The organism is Fischerella sp. PCC 9605, from assembly GCF_000517105.1.
Classification (GTDB): domain Bacteria; phylum Cyanobacteriota; class Cyanobacteriia; order Cyanobacteriales; family Nostocaceae; genus PCC9605.
The window spans coordinates 671,549-697,162 of record NZ_KI912148.1; the positions used below are offsets into that span (position 1 = coordinate 671,549).

General features: G+C 42.6%; 21 protein-coding genes. 10 read left to right on the plus strand and 11 right to left on the minus strand.

Going from position 1 to position 25,614, the window contains the following annotated elements; genetic code table 11:
• Positions 1-312: 312 nt before the first annotated feature.
• On the minus strand, positions 313-792 hold the full coding sequence (locus FIS9605_RS0105345; protein ID WP_026731659.1) for a hypothetical protein: 480 nt from the start codon (positions 790-792) through the stop codon (positions 313-315).
• A gap of 269 nt (positions 793-1,061) precedes the next feature.
• Here FIS9605_RS0105345 and uvrB point away from each other — a divergent pair, with 269 nt between their 5' ends.
• Both uvrB and FIS9605_RS0105355 read left to right on the plus strand, forming a co-directional pair.
• Positions 1,062-3,059, plus strand: a complete 1,998-nt coding sequence (gene uvrB / locus FIS9605_RS0105350) for an excinuclease ABC subunit UvrB (protein ID WP_026731660.1) — start codon at positions 1,062-1,064, stop codon at positions 3,057-3,059.
• 163 nt (positions 3,060-3,222) lie between these two features.
• Positions 3,223-4,554, plus strand: a complete 1,332-nt coding sequence (locus FIS9605_RS0105355) for an aromatic ring-hydroxylating dioxygenase subunit alpha (protein ID WP_026731661.1) — start codon at positions 3,223-3,225, stop codon at positions 4,552-4,554.
• A gap of 71 nt (positions 4,555-4,625) precedes the next feature.
• On the opposite strand, the gene murB is transcribed toward FIS9605_RS0105355, so the two are convergent.
• Positions 4,626-5,621: a UDP-N-acetylmuramate dehydrogenase gene (gene murB, locus FIS9605_RS0105360; protein WP_026731662.1), complete on the minus strand. Its 996-nt coding sequence runs from the start codon at positions 5,619-5,621 to the stop codon at positions 4,626-4,628.
• Positions 5,622-5,743: 122 nt separating this feature from the next.
• Positions 5,744-7,207, minus strand: coding sequence for a UDP-N-acetylmuramate--L-alanine ligase (gene murC / locus FIS9605_RS0105365; protein ID WP_026731663.1), 1,464 nt, complete (start codon positions 7,205-7,207; stop codon positions 5,744-5,746).
• 340 nt (positions 7,208-7,547) lie between these two features.
• On the opposite strand from murC, the gene nadD reads away from it, so the two are divergent.
• Together nadD and FIS9605_RS0105375 are read left to right on the plus strand one after the other, a co-directional pair.
• The gene (nadD, locus tag FIS9605_RS0105370; RefSeq protein WP_026731664.1) at positions 7,548-8,174 is read left to right on the plus strand and encodes a nicotinate (nicotinamide) nucleotide adenylyltransferase; all 627 of its coding nucleotides are present in this window, start codon (positions 7,548-7,550) and stop codon (positions 8,172-8,174) included.
• Between the two features lie 272 nt (positions 8,175-8,446).
• Positions 8,447-9,463: a type I glyceraldehyde-3-phosphate dehydrogenase gene (locus tag FIS9605_RS0105375; RefSeq protein WP_026731665.1), complete on the plus strand. Its 1,017-nt coding sequence runs from the start codon at positions 8,447-8,449 to the stop codon at positions 9,461-9,463.
• Positions 9,464-9,534: 71 nt separating this feature from the next.
• On the opposite strand, the gene thiL is transcribed toward FIS9605_RS0105375, so the two are convergent.
• Positions 9,535-10,614: a thiamine-phosphate kinase gene (gene thiL / locus FIS9605_RS0105380; RefSeq protein WP_026731666.1), complete on the minus strand. Its 1,080-nt coding sequence runs from the start codon at positions 10,612-10,614 to the stop codon at positions 9,535-9,537.
• 247 nt (positions 10,615-10,861) lie between these two features.
• Complete coding sequence (locus tag FIS9605_RS0105385; protein WP_026731667.1) at positions 10,862-11,989, minus strand: peptidylprolyl isomerase; 1,128 nt, start codon at positions 11,987-11,989, stop codon at positions 10,862-10,864.
• 563 nt (positions 11,990-12,552) lie between these two features.
• Between FIS9605_RS0105385 and FIS9605_RS0105390 the strand changes: the two genes are divergently transcribed.
• Both FIS9605_RS0105390 and FIS9605_RS0105395 read left to right on the plus strand, forming a co-directional pair.
• Complete coding sequence (locus FIS9605_RS0105390; RefSeq protein WP_026731668.1) at positions 12,553-12,903, plus strand: YbaB/EbfC family nucleoid-associated protein; 351 nt, start codon at positions 12,553-12,555, stop codon at positions 12,901-12,903.
• A gap of 85 nt (positions 12,904-12,988) precedes the next feature.
• Positions 12,989-13,474 (plus strand): low molecular weight protein-tyrosine-phosphatase, encoded by a 486-nt coding sequence (locus FIS9605_RS0105395; protein ID WP_072032363.1) that lies wholly within the window; start codon positions 12,989-12,991, stop codon positions 13,472-13,474.
• Between the two features lie 68 nt (positions 13,475-13,542).
• Here the strand turns inward: FIS9605_RS0105395 and FIS9605_RS0105400 are convergent, their stop codons facing one another.
• Positions 13,543-14,199, minus strand: a complete 657-nt coding sequence (locus FIS9605_RS0105400; RefSeq protein WP_026731670.1) for a rhomboid family intramembrane serine protease — start codon at positions 14,197-14,199, stop codon at positions 13,543-13,545.
• Positions 14,200-14,494: 295 nt separating this feature from the next.
• On the opposite strand from FIS9605_RS0105400, the gene FIS9605_RS0105405 reads away from it, so the two are divergent.
• Complete coding sequence (locus tag FIS9605_RS0105405; RefSeq protein ID WP_026731671.1) at positions 14,495-15,502, plus strand: hypothetical protein; 1,008 nt, start codon at positions 14,495-14,497, stop codon at positions 15,500-15,502.
• A 98-nt stretch (positions 15,503-15,600) separates the two neighbouring features.
• Here the strand turns inward: FIS9605_RS0105405 and FIS9605_RS0105410 are convergent, their stop codons facing one another.
• Positions 15,601-15,855: a helix-turn-helix domain-containing protein gene (locus tag FIS9605_RS0105410; protein WP_051469932.1), complete on the minus strand. Its 255-nt coding sequence runs from the start codon at positions 15,853-15,855 to the stop codon at positions 15,601-15,603.
• Between the two features lie 389 nt (positions 15,856-16,244).
• Between FIS9605_RS0105410 and FIS9605_RS43885 the strand changes: the two genes are divergently transcribed.
• Positions 16,245-16,424: a hypothetical protein gene (locus tag FIS9605_RS43885; protein WP_231510240.1), complete on the plus strand. Its 180-nt coding sequence runs from the start codon at positions 16,245-16,247 to the stop codon at positions 16,422-16,424.
• A gap of 170 nt (positions 16,425-16,594) precedes the next feature.
• Here the strand turns inward: FIS9605_RS43885 and FIS9605_RS0105415 are convergent, their stop codons facing one another.
• From FIS9605_RS0105415 to FIS9605_RS0105430, 4 genes are all read right to left on the minus strand, one after another.
• Positions 16,595-16,828 carry an alpha/beta fold hydrolase gene (locus FIS9605_RS0105415; RefSeq protein WP_026731673.1) on the minus strand — a complete coding sequence of 78 codons (234 nt, stop codon included), beginning with the start codon at positions 16,826-16,828 and terminating at the stop codon, positions 16,595-16,597.
• Between the two features lie 139 nt (positions 16,829-16,967).
• Entirely contained in the window at positions 16,968-19,640 is a 2,673-nt protein-coding gene (locus FIS9605_RS0105420) for a peptidase domain-containing ABC transporter (RefSeq protein ID WP_026731674.1), read from the minus strand.
• Entirely contained in the window at positions 19,589-20,347 is a 759-nt protein-coding gene (locus FIS9605_RS0105425; protein WP_026731675.1) for a peptidylprolyl isomerase, read from the minus strand. Before FIS9605_RS0105425 ends, FIS9605_RS0105420 begins: the two co-directional genes overlap by 52 nt.
• A gap of 299 nt (positions 20,348-20,646) precedes the next feature.
• The gene (locus FIS9605_RS0105430) at positions 20,647-21,441 is read right to left on the minus strand and encodes a TIGR00297 family protein (protein ID WP_026731676.1); all 795 of its coding nucleotides are present in this window, start codon (positions 21,439-21,441) and stop codon (positions 20,647-20,649) included.
• A gap of 420 nt (positions 21,442-21,861) precedes the next feature.
• On the opposite strand from FIS9605_RS0105430, the gene FIS9605_RS0105435 reads away from it, so the two are divergent.
• Positions 21,862-24,015 carry a S8 family serine peptidase gene (locus FIS9605_RS0105435; protein WP_026731677.1) on the plus strand — a complete coding sequence of 718 codons (2,154 nt, stop codon included), beginning with the start codon at positions 21,862-21,864 and terminating at the stop codon, positions 24,013-24,015.
• Positions 24,016-24,671: 656 nt separating this feature from the next.
• Positions 24,672-25,610: a phosphoribulokinase gene (locus FIS9605_RS0105440; RefSeq protein WP_026731678.1), complete on the plus strand. Its 939-nt coding sequence runs from the start codon at positions 24,672-24,674 to the stop codon at positions 25,608-25,610.
• The last annotated feature ends 4 nt before the right edge of the window (positions 25,611-25,614 follow it).

A 25,614-nucleotide genomic window follows, 5' to 3' on the forward strand; every position in this document is an offset into this window, starting at 1 on the left:
CACCCTTTCAGTAGTTATAGGAATCCGGTTTGATGATTGAAAAAATCTAAGTACACGTAGGGTGTGCGATCGGCGAGAGTACGGCACCAAAAACATAGAATGGTGCGTTAGCCTTTGACGTAACGCAACGGCAATAAAGGGGGAGGAAAATCCACACCCCTTTTTGCCTCCCCTACGTATCTTTTCAAAAATAAAATACTAGTCCTATAGCATTAAATCACCAACAATCAAAAATCAACAAAATTATCCAATAAATAAACCCGGTTTGCTTGAGAAACCGGGTTAATAAATTTACGGGTATTATGGTTTTATCTAATCAAGAAAACCCATCATAGATTCAGAATCATCAATTATATTTGATGCTACTGGACGGTTGCCCATCACAGAGTAAGTTTCAGAAATTACCAGGGAACTGGAAGCAATAGGACGAATTCCAGATAAGTTAATAGTATCAACTACATGCACTGTGTTTGCGGTGATGGGACGTATACCCATGATGTTCATGGTTTCTACAACTTGCAAACTACTGGTGCTAATCGGACGTACACCAGAAATTGAAACTGTTTCAGCAACTTGCAAGTCGCTAGCAGCGATGGGACGCACTCCAGAAATAGCAAGTGTATCGCTGACTTCTAACTTGTTTGATGATTCTAGCTGCACTGGCATATTATTTGCTTGATCTGTATTTGAGTTTTGACTTTGGTTGTTTTCGACTTCCACAGTAGTTTCCCCCTTTAATTTGGCACGCTTTTGGCGAGGACTAACTCCTTTACCATTGCTGCTGACAGTCATAACCCAGCACCTCTAGATTGTTAAGTGATTTTTAGAATATTTCTGAGAAGTGAAATTTTTCTTATATATCAAAGTTTAACTTTAAAAATTATTGTATATGTATATGTTTATTTAAACTCTACACATAAGTAAAAATAAACATCAAATAGTGTAAAGATTGTTTAAGAAAGATTGCAAAAATTGCCTAAACAAGATAAACACTCGGTGTCTACTTTGTTCTAAGCGTACATTCGCTACTATTAAGATAGGTTACTTACAGCAAAACTTGTATGACAGAATTTTGTCTTCAAGCACCCTTCAGTCCAACAGGCGATCAGCCACAAGCGATCACACAATTAGTTGCTAGTATCCAAGCTGGCAACCGTTATCAAACATTACTAGGAGCGACGGGAACTGGGAAGACATTTACAATAGCATCAGCGATCGAGAAAATTGGCAAACCTACGCTGGTGCTAGCCCACAACAAAACTCTCGCTGCACAGCTTTGTAATGAGTTACGAGAGTTCTTTTCTAACAATGCTGTAGAGTATTTTGTTAGTTACTACGATTACTATCAGCCAGAAGCGTATATTCCTGTCACCGATACATATATTGAAAAAACTGCTTCCATTAACGATGAAATAGATATGTTGCGGCACTCAGCGACGCGATCGCTATTTGAACGCCGTGATGTTATTGTAGTTGCATCGATTAGCTGTATCTACGGTTTGGGAATTCCCGCAGAATACCTTAAAGCTGCGATTCCCTTCCAGGTAGGAATGGAAGTTAATCAACGGCAAATTTTACGAGATTTAGCATCAGTACAATACAGCCGTAACGATCTAGAAATAGGCCGGGGACGTTTTCGCGTCCGGGGTGATGTGCTAGAAATTGGGCCAGCCTACGAAGACCGCATTATCCGCATCGAGTTCTTTGGTGATGAAATTGACGCGATTCGTTACGTCGATCCGGTGACGGGTGAAATACTCCAGAGTTTGCAAGCAGTGAACCTCTATCCCGCACGTCACTTTGTTACCCCAGAAGAAAGGTTAGAGGAAGCTTGTGATGCGATCGCCCAAGAATTAAAAGAGCGCAAAGCTGAATTAGAATCAGCAGGGAAATTACTAGAAGCGCAACGAATAGATCAGCGTACGCGCTACGACTTGGAAATGCTGCGCGAAGTGGGTTACTGCAACGGCGTCGAAAACTATTCCCGCCACCTAGCCGGAAGGCAAGCCGGAGAACCACCAGAATGTTTAATTGATTATTTTCCTAAAGATTGGCTGTTAGTAATTGATGAATCTCACGTCACCGTGCCGCAAATTCGTGGTATGTACAACGGCGATCAAGCTAGAAAAAAAGTTTTAATTGAGCATGGTTTTCGCTTACCTAGCGCCGCTGATAACCGCCCTTTGAAAGCAGAAGAATTTTGGGCAAAGGTAAACCAGTGTATTTTTGTTTCTGCCACTCCAGGAGATTGGGAATTAGAAGTTTCCGAAGGTCATGTAGCTGAACAAATTATTCGACCAACTGGTGTACTTGATCCAGAAATTATCGTCCGTTCTACAGAAGGGCAAATTGATGATTTGTTAGGTGAAATTAAAGATAGAGTAGACCGCCACGAACGGGTGTTAATTACCACATTAACTAAACGCATGGCGGAAGATTTAACTGAGTATCTCCAAGAAAATGGAATTAGAGTTAGGTATTTGCATTCGGAGATTAATTCCATTGAACGGATAGAAATTATTCAGAACTTGCGCGATGCTAACTTTGATGTTTTGGTTGGCGTGAACTTGTTACGGGAAGGTTTAGATTTACCAGAAGTTTCTTTGGTAGCAATTTTAGATGCAGATAAAGAGGGTTTCTTGCGTGCGGAACGTTCCTTAATTCAAACTATCGGAAGAGCAGCGCGTCACGTCCGAGGACAAGCAATTATGTATGCCGATAACCTCACCGATAGCATGATTAAAGCCATTGAAGAAACCGAACGCCGTCGTGGTATTCAATTGGCATACAACCGCATGCATGGAATTACACCCCAGCCGATAGTTAAAAAATCAAGTAACGCGATTTTGTCTTTTTTGGAAGTATCACGAAGGTTGAATGCTCAAGAGTTAGAAACAGTCGATCAACATATAGATGAGTTGCCGTTAGAAAATATTCCAGAATTGATTACTCAATTAGAAGCGCAGATGAAAGAAGCGGCGAAAAAATTGGAATTTGAAGAAGCGGCGAAGTTACGGGATAAGATAAAGCATCTGCGGGATAAGTTGGTGGGACGCTAGATAGATACTGTTGTAGAGACGCAATTGATCGCGTCTCTTTTTAGTTCATAGCCTAAAATAGGCGATCGCATTCAAGCTGCACTTTGGAATAAAATTTGCTTGACTAGCAACAAAGTTTATATGTTTTTTACTCTGAGTAAAGATTTAAATCACCACCAGTAAAATGCAATCTGAATTCAACTTTTTCCAAAATTGGTATCCTATCTCACCAATAGAAGACCTTGACCCAAAACGACCAACACCAGCAACCCTTTTAGGACTCCGCTTAGTCATCTGGAAGCCTAAATATTCTGAAACTTACCGAGTATTTTTAGACCAATGTCCGCATCGACTTGCGCCTTTAAGTGAAGGGCGCATTGATGACAAAACGGGCAATTTGATGTGTAGCTATCACGGTTGGCAGTTTGATGAGCAAGGAATTTGTACTCACATTCCGCAAGCAGAAAATCCTGAACTTGTAAGTAAGAATCAAGAAAACCTATGTGCAGTAACATTACCAGTTCGTCAGGAACAGGATTTACTTTGGGTTTGGCTTGATGCTAAATCAGGTGATGTGGCTGCGACTACACCCTTACCTCTGTCACCACAACTAGATGCAAGCAAAGGTTTTGTTTGGTCTTCTTTTGTACGCGACTTAGAATATGACTGGCAAACCTTGATTGAGAATGTAGCAGATCCCAGTCATGTTCCTTTTGCTCATCATGGGGTACAGGGCGATCGCCAAAAAGCAAAACCAATCCCGATCAAAATTGTGCAATCAACACCAAACTTGATTGAAGCAACTACTTCTAGGCGCTTTCAAACAACAATCACTTTTGAACCGCCTTGTCGCTTGGAGTATGCTATGAGTCTTGGCGATTTTGGAAGACAGTTTGGACTTATCACCTACTGCATGCCAGTTTGTCCAGGTAAATCTAGGATTGTAGCTCTGTTTACTCGTAACTTTGCCAAAACATTCCATCATCTTACACCCCGTTGGTGGGAACACATAAGCGAGCGCAATGCGGTTATCGATGGAGATATGATTCTTTTACAGCAGCAAGAGTATTTTCTCCAACAGAGAAAAACTGCTGAAAGCTGGAAAACTGCCTATAAGCTACCTACCAGTGCAGACAGGTTAGTAATAGAGTTTAGAAATTGGTTTGATAAGTATTGTCACGGACAGTTACCGTGGAGTGAAGTTGGCATAAGTGTTCCAGAATTCCGCGATATCAATAATAATCGCGAACAAATCTTGGATCGCTACAAACAACACACCCAGTATTGTAGTAGCTGTCGAGGTGCGCTAAAGGTTGTGCAACGCTTACAAGTGGTACTTTTGGCATACTTTGCAATTACTGTTTGTGGAGTTGCTATCCTTCCTGATGCACTTCGAGTCAAACTTGGTTTACCTTTGATTTTAACAGCACTATTAGGTCTAGCAGCTTACGCTTGGCTGAAATTCTGGCTTAGTCCTAAATTTTACTTTGTGGACTACGTGCATGCGGATAAATAGATATAAAAAGTTCGTAGTAAGCACTTAAGTGCTTACTACAAACCTCAAATATAATTGCTTAATCGCAACTATCAACAAACAACTGGAAACTCTCCCAGCATTTTGACTTCTGGTTCTAGTAAAATTGACCAGCGGTCTTGTACTTGGTATTGAACGTGACGGATCAAATTAAAAATATCCCAAGAACTAGCACCACCACAATTGACAATAAAATTAGCATGGCGTTGTGCTACTTGCGCGTTACCAATTTGGAAGCCTTTGAGACCGGTTTGTTCAATTAACCAACCTGCGGCGTAAGGTTTGGGATTGCGAAAGACACTGCCACAACTGGGTTTGTCGTAAGGTTGCGTTGTTAGTCGGTGCAGTTTGTGTTGTTTGGTGTTTGCGATTACTTGTGCCGGATCTGCTCCTGGTTGCAGTTGAAAAGTTGCTTGGGTAACTATGCGATCGCTTCCTTGGAGAATGGAAGTGCGATAGCTGTAACCGAATTGTTCACGAGTGAGGGTTTCTAGTGTACCGTCGGGTGAAAGTACTTGAGCACTAACTAAGATATCTGCAATGCAGCTGTCGTGTGCTCCTGCATTCATCACTACAGCACCACCGACGGTTCCGGGTATACCCACAGCCCATTCTAAACCTTGCCAACCCCGCTCTGCTGCCTCCAGCGCCAATCCAGGAATTGGTTCTCCAGCAGCAACGGTCAACAGACCTGTTTCCTGGTTAAAGTGAGTTCGACGGAGATGGCGGGTAGCGATGACTAAGCCCGGTATACCGCAATCGCTGACTAACAAGTTAGAACCTGCTCCTAGTATTGTTATTGGTAAACCTTGTTCTTTTGCATACCTGACACTAGCATGCATTGCTTCTATGTTTCGTGGAGCAATATACCATTCTGCTGGTCCTCCCACTCTGTAGGAAGTATATGCTGACAGATAAACTTGCGATCTAATCGCGCAATCGGTACCAGGTAAGCGAATTTCCTTGTTTTCGGAATAAGTCGATTGTTTTTTACTTGCAGTCAAGCCAGAGTTTGTGCAGACATTTACAGCTGCCTGGGAAATTTTCATATTTACCAAAATTTTAGTTTAATTTTGATGTTTATTCACCGTAGAAATACGGTAATAATTTGAGGCAATGGAAGCATTGCGAGACTAACGTCAATGCCATTAAAAACACTTCCTTCATGACTTCAGGATGTGGCTGTAGCCGGCTGACGAAGTGTTGCGATTACTTCCGGAATCACTTGATTCAAATTCCCAGCTCCTAGAAACAGCGCCAAGTCTCCAGGGCGCAGATTTTGCTGTAAAAAATCGCACATCAAATCTAAATTAGCCTGATAGTTGACTTGCGGATGATGCTTGGCAACTTCTTGTGCGAGTTGTTCACCGCTAACCTGTCCTAAATTGGCTTCCCCAGCACTGTAAATATCAGTAAGTATGACTGCATCGGCATGAGTAAAAGATTGGGCAAATTCCTCAAAAAATGCCTGTGTGCGACTATAGCGATGGGGTTGGAATATGGCTACTACTCTTTGTCCTGGTCTTGCTTGCAGGCGTGCAGCAGCCAGAGTTGCGCGAATTTCGCTGGGATGGTGGGCGTAGTCATCGATGAAGGTGATGCCATCAACTTCACCCCGGAATTCAAAACGGCGTCTTGCACCTTCAAAGGTCGCAAGTCCTTTAGCAATTTCTCCAAATTCTAAACCTAGAACTCGACCAACGGCCACCGCTGCTAGGGCATTGCTGAGGTTGTGGCGACTGAGCAAACGTAGCTTTAGCACACCCAAAGCTTTACCCCGTTCCCAAACTAAGGCAGTGGTGCCATCGGCACGATAATCTATATTGGTAACGGTATAATCCGCACCTGTATCTTGATATAAGCTATAACTTATTGTTGGTTGGAAGCGATCGCGCACCGTTGCACAATCAATGCTACCGACTAACGTCTTGCAACCTTCAGCAAAGGTCTGGAATATCTGCACTACTTCTTCCAAATTGTCGTAGTGGTCGGGATGATCCAGTTCGATATTGGTGATAATACCAATTTCCGGAGCGTGTTTAACTAGCGAACCATCAGACTCATCTGCTTCCGCCACCAGATAGCGACTTTGTCCCAACCTAGCGTTACCTTCCCAAGCATTGACTTCACCACCTACTAAAATCGTGGGGTCTAACCCCGCTTGCAATAGCATGTAACCAATCATGCTACTTGTGGTGGTTTTACCATGAGTTCCGGCAACGGCAATGCTGTCATATTCAGCAATTAAAGCTGCCAATACATCAGAACGATGAAATATTGGGCAGCCTAATTCTAAAGCCGCTTTGTATTCCAAATTATTTGTGTTAATTGCTGTTGAACAAATAACTTGTGGTAGTTGTGCCAATTCTAAATTTGGCTCTTCATCTTCAGCATTTAAGACTACTTGATTACCGTTGACTGTTGGGCGAAAGAATTCTAAATTGCTTGCTTCTTGTTTAGCAAAAATATGAGTTCCGATAGATTCCAATTTGCAGGTTATGTGATTAGGACGAAGATCCGAACCAGAAACCGGCAATTGACGCTTTGCTAGCACGTATGCCAAAGCAGACATACCTATGCCGCCGATACCAATAAAATGAAAAGGTCTACCGCTAAAGTCTACAGAATTCTTCATTGATTAATCCTCTAACACCACACCACACAATCTTCACAAATGACACGCGTATCATAACAGGATTTTGTTTTTTAACGATACTACCTCTGTATAAATTTCATGTTCCTAATCAGTAAATTTTTGTGCTCAGATTTTACTGGTTGAGATTGATTTTAACCTCATTAGTAGTTTTTTCTCTTTTTAAACCAATATTATGTTTATTCTGTGAATTTCTGCACCTTCGGGACACAAACGACTGTATTTTCAAATACATAATTTGGTTTATTTGCTGAAATTAGCTATAATAGTAGATTGGAAATTCAACTACTTTGAAATTGAATCAAGCCAAGTAAAAGAGTGGATGCGGCAAATAGCAATTTTCGGTGGCACTTTCGATCCGATTCATTGGGGACATCTCATAGTAGCCGAAACAGCTTTGCATCAAGTACCCCTCGAAGAAATAATTTGGGTGCCATCGCACCATCCTCCTCATAAAAAAGCAGCTTTGTTTCAACATCGTGTGGCCATGCTCCAGATGGCGATCGCAGATAATCCAGCGTTTGCCATCTCACTAGTTGAAGAACTGCGATCGGGAACTTCCTATGCCATCGATACCCTGATTGATTTATCAGCTATTTATCCCAATACTCATTGGTATTGGATAGTTGGCTTGGATACATTCCAAACCTTACCTCGTTGGTATCGCGGACAGGAGTTAGCACCCCAGTGCGATTGGTTGATCGCACCCAGATTCCTTAGTAGTGAGTGTATAGCCCAAAGCGAAATTATCTGCAAGCAAGTGGAGCAACAACTAGCAAACCAGTTTTATAGCATACAGTGGCAATTATTGCATATCCCTTTAGTAGGAATTTCGTCAAGTTTGATTCGCAACTCGTGTCGCGATCGCAAATCGATCCGCTACTTAGTGCCAGAATCGGTGAGAAGTTACATCGCCCATCACAGCCTTTACACAGACAGTGGTCAATAGTCAATGGTCATTTGTCATTTGTCATTTGTCATTGGTTATTTGTTAGTGGTTAGTGGTTAGTAGTTAGTAGTTTACATACTCCCCCTCTCCCCATCCCTCCATCTCCCACTCTCCCCACCTCCCCACTCCCCCTTTTTTAACCAAACACGAAAAAATATTTAACTTTTTTTTGGGATCTAACGGTTTATAGTTATAAATACTCCCCCCTTTGCGATATGATCGGGGTCAATCATAAGATTTAATTAGGCATATATAACAGAGGGCAAGACGCTGTGATTAGAGTTGCTATCAACGGTTTCGGACGCATCGGTCGTAACTTTATGCGCTGCTGGTTGGGTAGAGAGAATAGCAACATTGACCTTGTTGCTATCAATGACACCTCAGACCCCAAAACCAACGCTCACCTGCTCAAGTACGACTCGATGCTAGGAAAGTTAAAGGGTGTTGACATTACTGCCGATGATAACTCGATCATCGCTAACGGTAAAACCGTTAAATGCGTATCCGACCGCAACCCAGAAAACTTGCCCTGGAAAGATTGGGAAATTGACCTAGTTATCGAAGCGACAGGGGTATTTACTGCTAAAGAAGGGGCGATGAAGCATGTCAATGCAGGAGCCAAGAAGGTTCTGATTACTGCCCCTGGTAAAAATGAAGACGGTACTTTTGTAATCGGTGTAAACCACCACGATTACGATCACAACAAACACCATATCATCAGCAACGCCAGCTGTACCACCAACTGTTTGGCTCCCATTGCCAAGGTGCTGCACGAGAAATTCGGCATCATCAAAGGTACAATGACCACCACCCACAGCTACACAGGAGACCAGCGCTTGCTAGACGCTTCTCACCGGGATGTGCGGCGTGCGCGTGCTGCGGCAATTAACATTGTGCCTACTTCCACCGGTGCAGCAAAGGCTGTGGCGCTGGTATTGCCAGACTTAAAAGGCAAGCTCAATGGTGTTGCATTGCGCGTACCTACCCCCAACGTTTCAATGGTGGATTTTGTTGTGCAAGTCGAAAAGCCAACCATTGCAGAGGAAGTTAACGCAGCCCTCAAACAAGCATCTGAAGGTGAACTGAAGGGTATTTTAGACTACAGCGAACTACAACTGGTATCATCCGACTATCAGGGTACTGATGCCTCTTCCATTATTGATGCTAGCTTGACGCTGGTCATGGGCAGTGACATGGTCAAAGTTATGGCATGGTACGACAACGAATGGGGCTACAGCCAACGTGTTCTCGACTTGGCAGAACTAGTAGCCGAGAAGTGGACAAAATAGGTTTGTTGTTTGTTGTTTGTTGGTTGTTTGGAAAAATTAACTAGCAACCACCAACTACCAACTACCAACCATCAACCAAAATGTTGAAATCCCTGGCTAAGAGTCAAAACTTGGTCGGGGAATTCTTGATCTGGGTCACGTAAAATTACGGTTGACCCTTCTGTAATCTCGCCTACAATAGCTGCACCCTGACCAAGCTGTTGCACTAATTCATCAGCAGGTTCTTTTGGCAAGCACAGCACTAATTCAAAATCTTCGCCACCGTAGAGGGCATATTCCAATGCTTGCTCTTTAGTCAGCCACTTGTCAAAAGCTTTTGGAAAAGCTATCTGCGTGCGTTCAACCACAGCACCAACATTACTGGTGCGGCAAATTTGCACTACGGCGTCAGCTAAGCCGTCACTGCTGTCCATGCCAGCGATGGGGAGGAGGGGAGGAGTGGGAGAGGGGGGGAGTGGGAGAGGGGAGGAGTGGGAGAGGGGAAGAGTGGGAGAGTAGGAGTCTAAAATTTGCCAGAGGATAGGTAAGACATCAAGTCGTGGTTTCGGACGCTGGTGAGCGCGAATTAAAGCCGTTCTTTCCTCTTCAATGAGGTTTTCTGCCTTTTCAGGATGCAGAAGCAATTCTAAGCCAGCACGGGACGCACCGTGCACGCCAGTGATAACGATCGCATCCCCAATTTTAGCTTGGTTACGGCGGATAATCCGATGAGGGTCAGCTTGACCGAAGGCGGTGATGCCAACAGTAACGACAGGCGATCGCACCACATCACCGCCTACAATCGGTGTATTGTAAGATTGCAAGCATTCAGTTATTCCCCGATACAAGCTTTCCACCCAACCGACACACACATTGCCAGGAAGTCCCAGTCCAACGGTAATTCCTAAAGGGTAAGCGCCCATCGCTGCCAAGTCTGATAAATTAGCAGCAGCAGCTTGCCAACCGACATCTTCTGGTGACGTAGTGTTTTCACTGAAATGAATATTCTCAACTAAAACATCAGTAGTTACCACTAAAGTTTTACCTGGTTCAGTAGCAATTACAGCCGCATCATCCCCGATAATGTCTGCCGGACAGAAGCGCTGCAAGATTTTTAATAGTCCTTGTTCGCCTATTTCTTGAACTAGTGGGGAAGATAATTCATTGTTCACAATAGTTTTTCGCCATTGCCAAACGATCGGGCTTTACTTTCCAAGTTACGATAAATGTATCGTTTTAGCGATCGCAACTGAGCAGGTGTTTGCCGCAGGTAATCTTTAGGAGTTAGGAGTTAGTAGTTAGTAGATAGTAGTTAGTAGTTGGTTATACCTACTAACCACTATCGATTACAACTTTAGTAGTTAGTAGTTGGTTATACCCACTAACCACTAACTACTAACCACTATCCATTACAACTATTTATGCTTGCTCTGGCTCTACTAACTTTTCTGCACCTTTGACGACTTTTGCCGATTCAATTTTGTCACCCGGCTTCAGTTCTCTTAAAACTTCCTTACCCTCTGTAACGTAGCCAAAAACGGAGTAACGGCCATCCAAGAGGTTGCGTCCGGCTGGGGTAAGTTCCGGTTCATAGAGAAAGAAGAAGAATTGTGAAGAACCGCCATTCACTTCATTTTCTGGACGAGCCATAGCCACTGCACCATAAGCAGAAAATGGCAGAACTGGTAAATCTGTATAACGACCAGCTTGTTCTAAGGTAATACCGTAGGTAGGTTCTTTGTCACCTTCAACCAGGAATTCTAAAGGAATCGCACGGTATTTGCCAGTTTTGGGATCGATAAAACCTACTTCCTTGCCTGGTGGGTCGCCGGTTTGCACAACGTAGGATTCTTCAGCACGAGTGAATTCCAAACCGTTATAAAAACCCCGTTGTACTAAATCAACAAAGTTTCCAGCAGTGACAGGGGCGTTATAGCCATCGACCACAAGGGTAATTGTACCTTTGTTGGTTTTCATTTCCACAGTGGCCCGGCCTTTCAGTTGTGGCAAATTGCTGTATTCTTCTGGGACTTCAAAGGGAAATCCCTGCACCATTAACTCTTCAAGTTCCCCAACGATATTCAGCAGATTAGCTCGTGTTGTCAAAAATTTTTCTTTATCTTTGGTTTTAGCGACTTCTTCTAATTCATTTACGCCAGATTTCAATTCAGAAATCAAAGTTTCGGCTCGGGGTTTGTTTTCATCTGGTACACTGGCTAAAATTTGCGACGGGTTGTTGAGTATTCGAGATGCTTTGCCTAGGTCTTTGGAAACTGCACCCCAACGTCTATTTGCCCGCAATTGGTTGGATATATCTTCCAAGCTTGCTTGTAGTTCCCGCACAGGTTTATTATCTATTGGCAGTGCATAGCGCAGTAAAGCTTTGCCGTCGGTGATTGCATTCCCAGCTGGTAGTCCAGCGCTACTGGAGGGAGTCCACCCAGCTGTACTTATTCCTAAAAATAGGGTTGCCAACAGCAATGTAATGAGGGTATTCTTCAACTGAGATTTTAATAAGTTGAACATAGGATGGTTCAAACGCAGCATCAAATTATTGACTGGGTGTAACCCATCAATAATCTTCCCACAGTAAAGGAAGCATCTGTGAAGGAAGAAGAGCCAGTGCACTCTTGGGGAGGCACGGGTGCGGCGATCGCGTCTACACTTTAAGCGCCGTCGCTGTCGTTCCAACAGTTGTAGCACTTGGACTGGAATAAGGCAGTCGCGATAAAAAAAATTCACCATCATGCATGAAAAAACCTCACCCCCTACCCCTCTCCTAAGCAAGGAGAGGGGTGTCCTCTCTTGACGAGTAAGGTTACTTTCAAGTTAGACGCCCACGGGCTTTTCGCCCACAACGAGGGAATGAAAATCCCTTCCCCCATCCCCTTTTCCCTTTCCCCTATTTTCAAGACAGAAGGAAGAAAGTAAAATCTAACTTGATTACTTCATGATTAATAATTCATCTTTAATTTGGCTACCTTTGGTAATATTGATTAAATTCTTGGGGTTTATGGCTTAAGAGCAGAAATAGGCAAATGACCCACCACATCTATAATTGAATTTGTTGAATTTGACTTGTTAATCAAAGCACAGGTGAATAATTTGTTATGACAGGAAAAGGACAGGGATTTGGCTTTGGCTTAGGAAAAATGAAAGAACTGGCTGAAGCCTTTAAAAAAGCTCAGCAAGTGCAAGAAGGTGCCAAGCGACTTCAAGACGAATTAGAGCAAATGGAAATTGAAGGAGAGGCTGGCGGTGGTCTGGTTAAGGTCATAGTCAGCGGAAACCAAGAACCCAAGCGGGTGGAAATTTCGGCCAATGCTCTTAATGAAGGAGCAGAAGTACTTTCCGATTTGGTAACTGCGGCAATGAAAGATGCCTACAACAAGTCCACAGCGACAATGCGGGAACGTATGGAAGAATTGACCAGTGGGTTAGAACTTCCGGGATTTCAGTAAATAGTCACTTGTCATTTGTCACTTGTCATTTGTCATTTGTCTTATCCTAATGACAAAGGACAAAGGACAAAGGACAAAAATATCTATGCCATACAAACTTCTGTTTGTCTGCCTAGGAAACATCTGCCGCTCACCAGCGGCAGAAAACATCATGAATCATTTGATCGAGCAGAGTGAATTGAACGGGAGCATCATCTGCGATTCTTCAGGAACATCTAGCTATCACATCGGTAGCCCGCCTGACCGACGGATGAGTGTTGCGGCTGCTCAAAAGCTAGGAATAAAAATGTGTGGTCGCGCCCGCCAGTTTCAAAAGTCTGACTTTCAAGACTTCGATTTGATTTTGGCTATGGATAGAGAAAATTATGAGAATATCCTCTATCTCGATCCAAGTAGGCAATATCACGATAAAGTACGCTTGATGTGTGACTTTTGCTCTCGGCATACTCTCAAAGAAGTTCCAGACCCCTACTATGGCGGCTCAGAGGGATTTAATCAGGTGATTGAATTACTTGTTGATGCTTGTGAAGGTCTGCTGAACCACGTTTCTAACCAAAAAACTGTTTTTTAAGGACAATCAACAACCCGGTTTATCTTAAAAAACCGGGTTTAAGGACTTTTGACTTACTCGCTAGCGGTCTAATCTCGTCTGCGTAACCCAAACAAGGGAGCAAGAATCAATCCGAAAACAAAGCCACCAATATGCGCCCAGTAAACAACTCCTCCTGTCTCAACACTCATATTGGCGGCTGTTTGCAGGCTAGTAATACCAGATATCACATATTGGATAAAGGAAAGCCCTATTAATATCAATGCAGCGACTTCGATAAAGGTGAGAATTCTAGATTGGGGACTAGATTGGGGAAAGGCAATAATGTACGCAGCCACAACCCCAAAAATTGCACCACTTGATCCTAAATAAGGAATTTCATAATTCATGTTAACAAACCATTGGCACAATGCTGCTAAAGCACCGCAAATCAGATAAAAAATCAGATATTTGAGATGATCTAGGCGATCTTCGACGTTGTTGCCAAAAATCCATAGAAACAACATGTTTGGGATTAAGTGCCGCAAACCCCCATGTAAAAATTGCGACGTAAGTAATGTAGGCCACTCGCCAGCGAAGTTAGTAGTTAATTGTTGCGCTACAAGAGCATATTGTTGGAAAAACTGTTCCAGTTGTGTACTTGACAGACTAAATTCATGAAGAAAAACTAAAACATTCATCCCAATCAACCCATAGGTGACATATGGGGTGATTCGCGTCGGATTTTCGTCGTAGAGAGGAAACACAGGTGTTTTTCCTAATGACTTGATAGCTGCAATATAGCTTGTGTAACTGCTAAACGAACAACGAAAGCAGGTAAAGTATCGAAATTTACTTAAATCTGTTAAATAAAGCTGTCATTTCACAGTTTTTTTGTTTAAACTTGTTAGGTTGCTGCCCAGCTTGGGAAGACTATCAATAATGATGAGCTACAATGTATTTTTTTTTTAAAACTTTTAAGTATATCTAATTAGAAAAATGGATTTAATAGTCCTCCAAGCTCTCAGTAAACCCCAAACTACTGGTTGAAAGAACTTTCAGATGAACACAAATACAACTCCAGACATAGCCAGCATCAATGAGAAGCGCAGTTCCCTTACAGATAACAATGCTGATGAGCCACTAGAACTAGCAAATTCAGATTATCGGTTAGCGCTGTTCGAGAACAAATTTGTGGAACAGTGGCAAGAACTCACTTCTAATCTTGAGCAGCTGCTTCAGGAGCTTAGAAAAAAAAGGCACAATATAGATACTGAGTTGAACAAGCAAATAGAAATAGCTTTGCAAATTTGTCGGAGTGATACAGGGATTCCTTCAATTGAAGAAATTGAAAGGCGTTTTGAAATTGAGAAAAGCTATGAAATCGTTTATGAAAAGTACCTGAATGAAATCCGCGCTCATCTGTCCCAGCATCTATTATCACTAGATGATGCTCTCAAGCGATCGCTAGATACAGTCAAATCTCAAGTAGCAGAAATATTGATTGAAAAGGCAGATTTAGGAGAACTAACCCAAGCAAGAGGTTCTGAATTAATCAGTGTGCTGGCAGTGGAAATACCAGGGCAACTCATCCCATGTATACCCAGCAAACTCAAGCTTGCATTCCAAATACTAGCTGAGTTTGAGCTTTCTTATCGGGGATTGGTACAGTATCGCATTCGCCCACATCTAGATGGACTAACCCCTAAAGAAGCGAAAACACTTAAGCTGACTGTATTGCCCTCTGCTCAACAAGTGTTTATCAATTTGAAAATAGCTCATATCGAAAGCGTTCGTAACTGTGAAAAAGGCTTGAAACAGTTGCTTAGCGAACCGAATCAAGTTGCTTTTGCAATTGTAGAGGAATTTGTGGATCGTACCATTCGCGCTGCGGATGTAGAGAAAGAATGGCAACTCTTATTACAACTAGTGCGATCGCAAATTTGGGATGATTTTCTGGGTGAACAAGGGCAAATGCAGCACGAGTGGATAAATTCAGTTGAGCAAGCCACAACTGTAGATGAAGAGACAAGCGAAGTTGATGCAATTTTTGCGCTTATGAATATGTAATTATACTTAATTGAATTTAGATATATAATTATAAAGTTATAAGGTAAGCTACACACACTCTACAATTATTAGTCTCAATTTTTTGTTGAGAATAATATTCAAGTCGTATCATCAGGCACATCTTTGACATCAATACCTAAAGACTTGCACATAGTCTTAAGCGAAACTTTATACAGACGAGCTAAGGCTACAACATTCTCAACGCTAGGCATAGCTTTACCTGATTCCCAGTCAGCCTGCCTACGTTCGGAAACACCAATCAGTTGTCTAACTTGAGGGCGTGTTAAACCTGCTTGTTCTCTTAGTAGCCTTAACGGAGACTTACCCTGTGTTTGTGGATTTTCTTCTATCATAGTAGACGAAAGGTTCTTGAACGATACGTCTTGACAGTGCCAATAACAAGACGTATCATTCACTTTGTGGATACAGAAAGACTAGTCAGTTTGGCTGGATTAATTAGAATACAGCAATTTGCCTGACTGGTCTTTCCTTAGTGTCAGATCGTAACTGCTCCTTATGCAATTACGAACTGTATGTATGGTCTACCCTACCACTCCTACTACTGTTGGTGAAGCTCTTTGTTTTGGTCTTGCTGCTGTTTGTAGGGAGGTTATGCCTATGGAACAATAAATTTTTGCTGACGATGGCTGCAAAATTTACCACACGAAAACCTGACACCAGTTGCTTTTGACTGTTGTGCGCTGACTGGTGTCTTTTCCATTTAATGATTAAGGAGGTTTTCTTGTTGAATCAACAACACATAACTTACCAAACTCCGTGGATGATAGTGCGTTGGCTTTCACCCACACAACGTGTTATTTATGGTAGATTTCAAACTCGTAGTGATGCCAATAGTCATCTTTTGGTTTTACGCAGGTTGATGCCAAGAGCTTGTCTTGAGGTAGTTTTTGACTTAGAGTAATAGTTACTCAAAAATTTAAGTATCACTCCTTGCACTAACGTAAAATATTTAACAGCTTTCTATTTTGATTTTGTTTTAGTCTGTCGATAAAAATATAAAAAGACAATCGCACTTTCAGATGATGAAAGTGCGATCGCATCTCGCCGTGCTATAGATATTTAACAGCTTGACTAATGCTTGACCAGCCAATCCAGAAGTAGACGATTCGTCTTTTCTGGTTGTTCGAGCATAAACCAGTGCCCTAACCCTTCGACTCTTTCATACTGCCACTCAGCTGTTACGTATTTGCTAGAGTTTTTAATTTGCGATTCCCAAAGGAAATCATCTTTATCACTCCAAATGCCAAAGGTTGGAATAGTTATCGGCTGTCGTTCAGGTAATTTCCCTTCTAGGGCAGCAAGCATGATTTCAGGAAGCGTGATTAACGTGAAATGGTATTACGCAGAGGAATGCAGAGGCTACCGTAGAGGTACGCAGAGTTTTTGAACTCAAATGGTAAAATTCCCCCTCTTTGCTTGCGGAGAGGGGTTTAGGGGGTGAGGTCTAAATATTAAACTGCTGCCGCTGATACAATGACCAATACAAACCCTTTTGCTGCAACAACTCTGTATGAGTACCGCGTTCGGCGAGAACGCCTTTTTCTAACACCAAAATTAAATCAGCACGCTTGAGGGGTGCAAAACGGTGGGCAATCAAGAACACAGTCCGCCCTTGGGAAACTGTTTGCAAGTTTTGCAGTACCTGCTGTTCGGTTTCGCTGTCTAAGGCGCTGGTAGCTTCATCTAAAATCAAAATCGGTGCTGGCGAGAGGAATAACCGCGCTAGGGCAATGCGTTGCCGCTGTCCGCCAGATAAAGCTGTACCGCGTTCGCCAACGTTGGTTTCGTAACCGTGGGGCAATTCACTGATAAAATCGTGGGCAACGGCGAGTCTCGCTGCTTCTACTACTTGTTCGGCGGTGATATCAGGATTGCCGAGGGTGATATTTTCTAATATCGAACCGTTAAATAAAAAGTCCTCTTGCAAAACTACGCCAATTTGTTGACGCAATGAGGCTAAGTCTGCACTTTTAATATCAAAACCATCGATAAGGATACGTCCCGATTCGATTTGATAGAGGCGTTGCAAAAGTTTAGATAGAGTACTCTTACCAGAACCGCTGCGTCCGACAATGCCGACGAATTGCCCTGGCTGGACAGTGAAGGAAATTCCCCGCAGCACGGGTTCTGTATTCTGTCGGTAGCGGAAGAAGACTTGTTCAAAGGTGACTTGCCCTTTGAGTGGTGGTAAAACTAAACCTGTGCCTGGTTCAGCCTCTGGGGCGACGTTGAGAATATCGCCAATTCTGTCTACGGAAAGCAGAACCTGTTGCAGATTTTGCCATAGTTGCACCAAACGCAGCAACGGCCCGGTGACTCTGCCAGAAAGCATTTGAAAGGCGACAAGCTGACCGATGGTAAGCTTGTTTTCAATCACTAACTTCGCACCAAACCAGAGAATCAGCAGGCTAGAGAAATTGGTAAGGAAGTCACCAATATTGCTGCTAATGTTGGAGGTGGTGGAAGCTTTAAAACCCGTGCGGATGAAACGGGCAAACAAACCTTCCCAACGATCGCGTGCTACTGCTTCTGCTGCATGTGCTTTGACTGAGTGAATTCCTGTCACCGTCTCTACGAGAAACGATTGACTATCGGCACTGCGGTTAAAGGTTTCATTCAGCCAGCTGCGGAGAATTGGTGTTGCTACCAGGGTCAAGATAGCAAACAAAGGTAGTACAGCCAACGCCGTGAAGGTGAGGGGGATACTGTAATAAAACATCAATACCAGGTACACCACGGCAAAGATGCTGTCTAAAACCACAGTTAAGGCCGTACCTGTGAGAAACTGGCGAATTTGTTCGAGTTCTTGCACGCGGGCTACCGTGTCTCCTACCCGCCGCGACTCAAAATAAGCTAAAGGTAAGCGCATCAGGTGGCGAAATAGCTGCGCTGATAAACTCAAATCCAAGCGACGGGCGGTATGGGTAAAGATAAATAACCGCAGGATGCCCAAAGTTGCCTCAAAGACTGCCACCAACAACAGCGCGATCGCCATAACATCGAGAGTCGCCAAACTCTCTTGTACCATGACTTTATCAATCACGACTTGGGTAATTAGTGGCGTCGTCAACCCCAAAATCTGTAACGTCAAAGATGCGATCAGGACTTCTGTCAGCAATCCTCGGTACTTCCAGACAGCGGGTAGAAACCAACTGAGGTTGAATCTTTCCTGCTTTTGGATCAGTTCTACTTGCCACAGCTGCCCATTCCAATAGTTTTCAACTAGCGACTGTGGCACAATTTCACAAGTGCGATCGCCATTGAGGGGATTGGCGATAATTAGGCGATCGCCTCTAACGGCATAAGCTACTACCCAACTAGCTTCACTTGTTGCCAATCCACCCCACTGTAACAAAGCTGGAAATGACAGCTGTTGCAAATCACCCCAATTCACTTGCAATCGTCGCAGCACAAAACCTAACTTTTCAGCTGTTTCCACAACATATTTTGGGCGCTGACCTCTGAGTTGGCGTTGCACCCATTCCAATTTGACGGGGTGATCTAATTGCTGTGCCACCATTGTTAAACAAGCAGCGGCGGTGTTCCAGCTAGAAACAAAAGGGTAATTCGGTTGGGTGGGAGTTTCTGTGATGGGGTGGTGGGGTGGTGGGGTGGTGGAGAGAGAATTTCTTTCTATCTCCCCATCTCCCCATCTCCCCATCCCCCGATCTTCTTGAGTTCCTCGCCAAAACTCCTCTATTTGTGGTGTGGAAAGTTCTGCCCAGATTGCCGTATTCCATCGCACCACCAATACTTCTTTACTAGCAGCTACAGCTTTGCATTCGACGGGAAACTTTTGCAAACTACCAAACCAATCGCCCGCCATCAGAGTTGCCAACGGTTTACCAACTCCTTCTTCGCGCAAGCGAACCTTACCAGTAACTATCAAGAACTGATAACCTACCCCATCTTTTGGCCAGATTTTTTCTCCTAAACCGAAGCGTTGAGTTTCTGACTGTTGTTTCAATAGGTTTTGTTGTTCAGGAGTTAACAAGCATAGCGGTGCTTGTGTCCAAGCTAGAGAGGCTAGCACCCTTGTATGTGAAGACTCATCATCTATGAGTTTTAGCTCACCTGTAGTTTTACCGTTAGCTTTTGAATTTTCTCTGCTAGCCATTTCTCAAACAACTCATTCTGTAGTGCTTGCTTTAGTTGAGTATCTTCCAATGAAGCTGGCAGAAATTGTTCTACACGAAACAAACCATAACGTTCTTCCAGCTCTATTGGTCCTACCACTGCTGTTGGACTAGCCACATCAACCGCTGCCCTCAGTTTATCAGGCATTGTTCCTCGGCTGACCGGCCCCATCATTCCGTTGACAATTCGGTCTTCTGTCAGCGAATATTCTTTAGCTAACTGTTCAAAACTAGCTCCTTCTTCGATTTGGGCTTGTAGTTCCTCAGCTAATTCCCGATTGTCTACAATAATTCGCGAAATGACCACCCGATCCAGGAAAATTTTCCTTTCTATAAAATACTCTTGCAGTTTTGGTTCTGTCACTACAGCTTTCAATCTTTCCAGCTTGAAGTTCAGGGCGACATTGGCGTGAAATGTATCGTAATCTGTACCATTATTTTTTAGCCATTCTTGAAAACTTTTCGGTTCAGTCAGTTGATTTTTTAACCGAAAATCAATAATTGTCTGTTCGGTTAAAGCTGGGCTGATATCAATGTCTTCTCGAACTTGTAGTTCTTTTTCTATTACATACTGACGCAGAACTTCTCCAATAAACTGTCCCAATTTTCCAGAAATTTGTAGGTATCTGACTACTTGTCCAATCGAAATTGGTTGCTCATCAACGGTCAAAAACGATAAAGATTCCATAGAGTCAATACGCAGAGACACTAAAATAAATAATTATACAATTATCCATCAGAGAAATTTCGTATTTTAGCAGACATTTTGAGGAAAGGCTATGATTGCCATACTAGCCATACTAAGCTTTGAAAGGCGGAGTCGCAACTCCGCTTTGCTCATACAATCTGGTAAAAATACCTACCTAATATCAGAAAGTAATTAGTGCAGCATGGCAGAAATAACTAGACAGTTGGAAACAGACAAAAAAGTAGATTTCACTGGTTACAACCTTCTGCTTTCTGCCTTTTGCCTTGTGCATTCTTGCATTAGGCAATTGTAATCGCCCATAACCAAGCCAAAAAAATTGCCGCGATCGCACCAATTAATGTATTCAAAATATTCACCAATTCATTTGTGAGCCAAGCGTATTTTGATTGTAATGTTGCCCCAATTACACTTTCTAAATTTGTGGCAATAAAAGCTGCTAGCACACACCAAAGCACGTCCAATAGCTCAATTAAACCAACTACCCAACCCACTAAGGCGATCGCAACCGATGCGATCGCACCAGCTAAAGTTCCTTCCAAGCTTACCGCCCCTTCAGTTCCCCGCGGCACTGGTTGTAAGGTGGTAATCAAGAAAGTACTTTTGCCATATGCTTTTCCGACTTCACTCGCACAAGTATCAGATAGTTTGGTACTAAAACTCGCCACATAGCCTAACAGTAGTAGGGACTGAGGATTAGGGGCTAGGGACTGGGGAACAGGAAGAATTCCCCAACTGATCATTCCTACTCCCAAAGCACACAGCGTTCCAGTCAAAGCGGAACCCCAAACATTTTCCGGCCCTCTTGCCCCAGAACGCTTTTCAGCAATGCCTTCAGCTTCCTTTTGGGCTATGCCAATGCGTGTGACAAAAGAACCAACCAAAAAATAAAACATTACAACTACATATCCCTGCCAACCTAATGTTCCCCAAATCAGAACGCCTAGTAACCAAGCATGAAATAAACCGGCTGGGGTGAGTAGCTTTTTGGGAGCAATCCAAGCTACAGCTAACAAAACAGCATTCAACCCCACTCCCACTAACCAAGGATTAAAAGAATCAATAAAAGAGAGCATCAGCAGCTGTTGTTTGAGTATTTTGCGAGACTCACCAATAGAATAACCAATATTAAGGTACTGGGTACTGGGAGAAGACAAGGGAGACAAAGGAGAGTTCTTGAGAGGGGGAGATGAAAAGTCAAAAGTCAAAAGTCAAAATTTTTGTTTTGAATTTTGAATTTTGAATTCCGCGAAGCGGTTCACCCCATCCCTCCTTGTCCTCCTTCTACTTACCAGTCTCTAGTCTCTGAAAGTAAATTTTGTATCAAAAATACAATTTTTGTAAGTATTATTACTTAAAAGTCTTTCATGGTTTGAATTTTAAGTAAATTTTTTATTTTATTTTAGTAAAATTATACACAAAGAGGTTTTTTTCCGATCGGAGAAACAAATTATAGATTTTGATGTTATCTACCACTTAAATGTCAGGTCTAAACAATGTCATCGGATCTTGCAGGCAATTCCCTAAATACGGCTAGAAGTTTCACGATTACAACCAATTCCCAAATTTTTACTGATAAAATCTCTCTAAAAGATCCAAACGATTATTACAAATTCACCCTTGAGTGTCGTAGTAGCTTTCAGCTTGCCTTGACTGGCTTGAAAGCAAATGCCAATGTCCAGCTAATTCAGGATGGAAACGGTAATGGTATTGCAGATAGGCGAGAAGTAATTGCTTCTTCCCAGCGTAGTGGCAACAAAGCTGAATTAATCGACACAACCTTGGAAGCTGGGACTTATTACATTCGAGTTTACCCCAAGGATAAAGCAAAAACCAAATATGACTTAAGTGTTTGTGCAACGCCGATTGATAATGCCGGTAACACCCTCGATACTGCCTACGCGATCGGTAGCATTCCCATTAATTCAGAAGCTATCACCTACAGAGATTGGGTAGGTAATTCAGATATCAACGACTACTACAAATTGAGCTTTGACAGCACTGCCGACTTGAAATTAACATTAAAAGATTTGAGTGCTGATGCAGATGTACGCTTGCTGAACTTCCAAGGAGATATCTTAGCGGCTTCTGCAAATGTGGGCATTACAAGTGAATTAATCACTAGCACTTTGGCTGCTGGGACTTACTATATACAGGTTTACCCGTATGACAGCAGCCAAACTTTTTATGATTTATGCCTATTATTAACGATGCCTGCTGTTGGTGGAGACTCTACAGGGGCGATTCCTACTTCTAGTGAAGAACAGGGACTAGCAAATAATTCCAATAGCACACCTGCTATTTCTGCCATCAATCAACCAACGCTGAGGGCAGACACATTTACATATCTACCTGACTCTATACAGACAGTATTCTCAGGCAAAGGTAATATTGACTTTGGTAGTGGAGGGCGAGATCTACTCGATCTTTCTGCTTTTTCATCTGCACAAGTCCAAGAATTAAATTTTGCAAATTTCGACTTTACAAAATTCAGCTTTGCAAATACCAATGCAACTACTAGAAATCAGGGCGTACTTTACGATCCCTATGACATAGTTAATCTAAGTCAAGCACGTGTATTTGATGCCATAACTGTTGATGGCAAGCAAATTTTGTTTGAGAGTATTGACACCATTAAATTATCAGATACTGTCATTGACTTATCAGTAATACCCAATGACGCCCTGTTTAATCAACAATGGAACCTGCATGTAATGGATGTTCACAAAGCTTGGCGGTTCACAACAGGTTCAGATAATGTCCTAATTGGGATTGAAGATACAGGATTGGCATTTGATCTTAACGGTAATATTCACTCCGACCTCCGAACAACAAATGTGATTAATTCCAATTCTTTTGATGAATGGTCATATTTTTCTCACGGTACTCTAGTTCAAGGAGCGATCGCTGCTACTAGCAACAATGATATAGGCATAGCTGGAATCAACTGGAATTCTCAGGTTATGCATATCGATGTAGTTGGTACTAACCCAGATGATTATGATTTGGCTGGTGCAACACAAGCATTAATCGATTGGGCAAATAGTCAAAGTAAAACTTTAGTCATTAACCTCAGCTTATCTGGTGGTTACTCACAACGATTTGAACAATTAATTGCTAATAATCAGAACAATGTCTTGTTCGCGATCGCTACTGGTAACGATAACCAAAATGCTATTTCGAGTCCCGCCGATTTAGCTAATAAATACGAGAATGTCATCGCCGTAGGTGCTTGTTGGGGAACTAAAGATTACTATGGCAATCTTAAAACACCAGGGACACGTGTTGATTATCTTAGCGAAGGTGTACAGTGGTGGGGTTCCAATTACGGCACAGGTTTAACTTTCGTAGCACCATCAGAGTACGCTTCTACCCATGCTACTCGTAATGAATCCGAGCCGTTTTACAATTATTTCGACTACACTAGCTATTTCAATGGAACTTCCGCATCCACACCCAATATTACAGGAGTTGCGTCATTGGTATGGAGTGTGAATAGAGGACTAACTGCAAAACAGATACGGGAAATTCTCGCAGAAACTGCTTATGATTTGGGCGATCCTGGCTATGATACAGTTTACGGCTACGGAATTGTAAATGCTGATGCTGCTATACGGCGATCGCTGGCTCATAAAAATTATGAATTATGAATTATGAATTACGTCTGATGTGAATTATCAAAACCAATGTTATATCAAGGATTCTGGGCTTTGTAGAGACGCGAAATTTCGCGTCTCTACACCGAAAATACAAGATTTCAGCCTCTAATTCACATTAAGCGTGAATTATGAAATTTGGCGTTGCTGATTGAAAGTATGAAATTGTTAACATGAGATTTACAATTTCTCACTGTAGAAGCAATTCATGAATTGCTTCTACAAAATTCATACCTTAATTCAGCAACGCCTGAAATTTTCAGCATTCACCATTCATAATTCTCACCAATCCCCAATCCCCAATAGCCAATTTCATCAATCGAAAAAAATCGATACAAATTGTCTTAAAGAGTAAAAAACCTAAATTATCGGTAATTATACCAATCCGCATTCGGAACTGTAATTTTGTCATACTGAGCGTAACGAAATGAAGCGAAGTATCTCGCGAGATTCTACACTCCGCTATCGCTCGATTCAGAATTACACTTTAGAACGCAAATTGGTATTAACTCAACATTTAGTTACTTAATTTGATAGCAGCATTCATTTTCCACCTTGAGTTATGTTTCATTAATTTCTAGAATTAGTAAACTGGCATACTATTCAAAATCGCGTTTTACTGTACCTAATATTTTCAGGGGGAAGGAAGCATGAGCCGTCCAATCATTCTTGGTATTGTTGGTGATAGTGCCGCTGGCAAAACAACACTGACAAAAGGGATTGCTCAGGTACTCGGCCCAGAAAATGTTACAGTCATCTGCACAGATGATTACCACAAGTACGATCGCAAGCAACGTGCAGAAATTGGTATTACGGCTCTCCATCCTGACTGCAACTATCTGGATATTATGCAGCAGCATCTATCGCTGCTCAGGACGGGACAACCAATTCTCAAACCTGTCTACAGTCACAAAACAGGTACATTTGAGGCACCTGTGTATATCAAACCCAACAAATTTGTAATTGTTGAAGGATTGCTGGGTTATTCTACTCGTGGTGCTCGCGATTGCTATGATGTGAAAGCTTACCTTGCGCCCCCCGAACCACTACGCGCTCAGTGGAAAGTCAAGCGGGATACCCAAAAGCGCGGCTACACAGAAGAACAGGTGCTGGCAGAACTAGAAAAACGGGAACCAGATTCAGAGCAATTTATCCGTCCGCAGCGGCAATGGTCAGATATAGTGGTGAGTTTCTATCCACCCAACGACGATATAAACCAAATGAACGGACACCTAAATGTCCGTTTGGTACTGCGCCCAACAATTCCCCATCCAGATTTTACCCAAATTCTTGGTCTTGGTGAGAATAATTCCATGTCTGCCATCCGTTTAGGACTGGACAGAGATATGGGTAAACCAGTTGATGTTTTAGAAGTAGATGGTCATGCAACGTTAGAACAAGTTGACAAGCTAGAACATATGATTTGTGCTGATATGCCCAACTTAAAGAACATATGCGATCGCGAAAGTAATCCAGAGTTAGGCAAAGTTGCTGGTACGACGGGTGAAACAATCCAAAGCTATCCCCTCGCTCTCACCCAGCTTCTCATCACTTATCATATGCTCAAAGCAACACAAACCTATCAGTAAGGTG

Excerpts from the sequence above, each read along its gene's own strand:
- FIS9605_RS0105425 (WP_026731675.1), bottom strand. The coding sequence starts at position 20,347 with ATGGAATCTTTATCGTTTTTGACCGTTGATGAGCAACCAATTTCGATT.
- FIS9605_RS0105385 (WP_026731667.1), bottom strand. The coding sequence starts at position 11,989 with ATGCTGCGTTTGAACCATCCTATGTTCAACTTATTAAAATCTCAGTTG.
- FIS9605_RS0105390 (WP_026731668.1), top strand. The coding sequence starts at position 12,553 with ATGACAGGAAAAGGACAGGGATTTGGCTTTGGCTTAGGAAAAATGAAA.
- FIS9605_RS0105405 (WP_026731671.1), top strand. The coding sequence starts at position 14,495 with ATGAACACAAATACAACTCCAGACATAGCCAGCATCAATGAGAAGCGC.
- FIS9605_RS0105440 (WP_026731678.1), top strand. The coding sequence starts at position 24,672 with ATGAGCCGTCCAATCATTCTTGGTATTGTTGGTGATAGTGCCGCTGGC.
- uvrB (WP_026731660.1), top strand. The coding sequence starts at position 1,062 with ATGACAGAATTTTGTCTTCAAGCACCCTTCAGTCCAACAGGCGATCAG.
- murB (WP_026731662.1), bottom strand. The coding sequence starts at position 5,621 with ATGAAAATTTCCCAGGCAGCTGTAAATGTCTGCACAAACTCTGGCTTG.
- murC (WP_026731663.1), bottom strand. The coding sequence starts at position 7,207 with ATGAAGAATTCTGTAGACTTTAGCGGTAGACCTTTTCATTTTATTGGT.
- nadD (WP_026731664.1), top strand. The coding sequence starts at position 7,548 with ATGCGGCAAATAGCAATTTTCGGTGGCACTTTCGATCCGATTCATTGG.
- FIS9605_RS0105355 (WP_026731661.1), top strand. The coding sequence starts at position 3,223 with ATGCAATCTGAATTCAACTTTTTCCAAAATTGGTATCCTATCTCACCA.
- FIS9605_RS0105420 (WP_026731674.1), bottom strand. The coding sequence starts at position 19,640 with ATGGCTAGCAGAGAAAATTCAAAAGCTAACGGTAAAACTACAGGTGAG.
- FIS9605_RS0105435 (WP_026731677.1), top strand. The coding sequence starts at position 21,862 with ATGTCATCGGATCTTGCAGGCAATTCCCTAAATACGGCTAGAAGTTTC.
- FIS9605_RS0105410 (WP_051469932.1), bottom strand. The coding sequence starts at position 15,855 with ATGATAGAAGAAAATCCACAAACACAGGGTAAGTCTCCGTTAAGGCTA.
- FIS9605_RS0105430 (WP_026731676.1), bottom strand. The coding sequence starts at position 21,441 with ATGCTCTCTTTTATTGATTCTTTTAATCCTTGGTTAGTGGGAGTGGGG.
- FIS9605_RS0105395 (WP_072032363.1), top strand. The coding sequence starts at position 12,989 with ATGCCATACAAACTTCTGTTTGTCTGCCTAGGAAACATCTGCCGCTCA.
- FIS9605_RS0105345 (WP_026731659.1), bottom strand. The coding sequence starts at position 792 with ATGACTGTCAGCAGCAATGGTAAAGGAGTTAGTCCTCGCCAAAAGCGT.
- FIS9605_RS0105415 (WP_026731673.1), bottom strand. The coding sequence starts at position 16,828 with ATGCTTGCTGCCCTAGAAGGGAAATTACCTGAACGACAGCCGATAACT.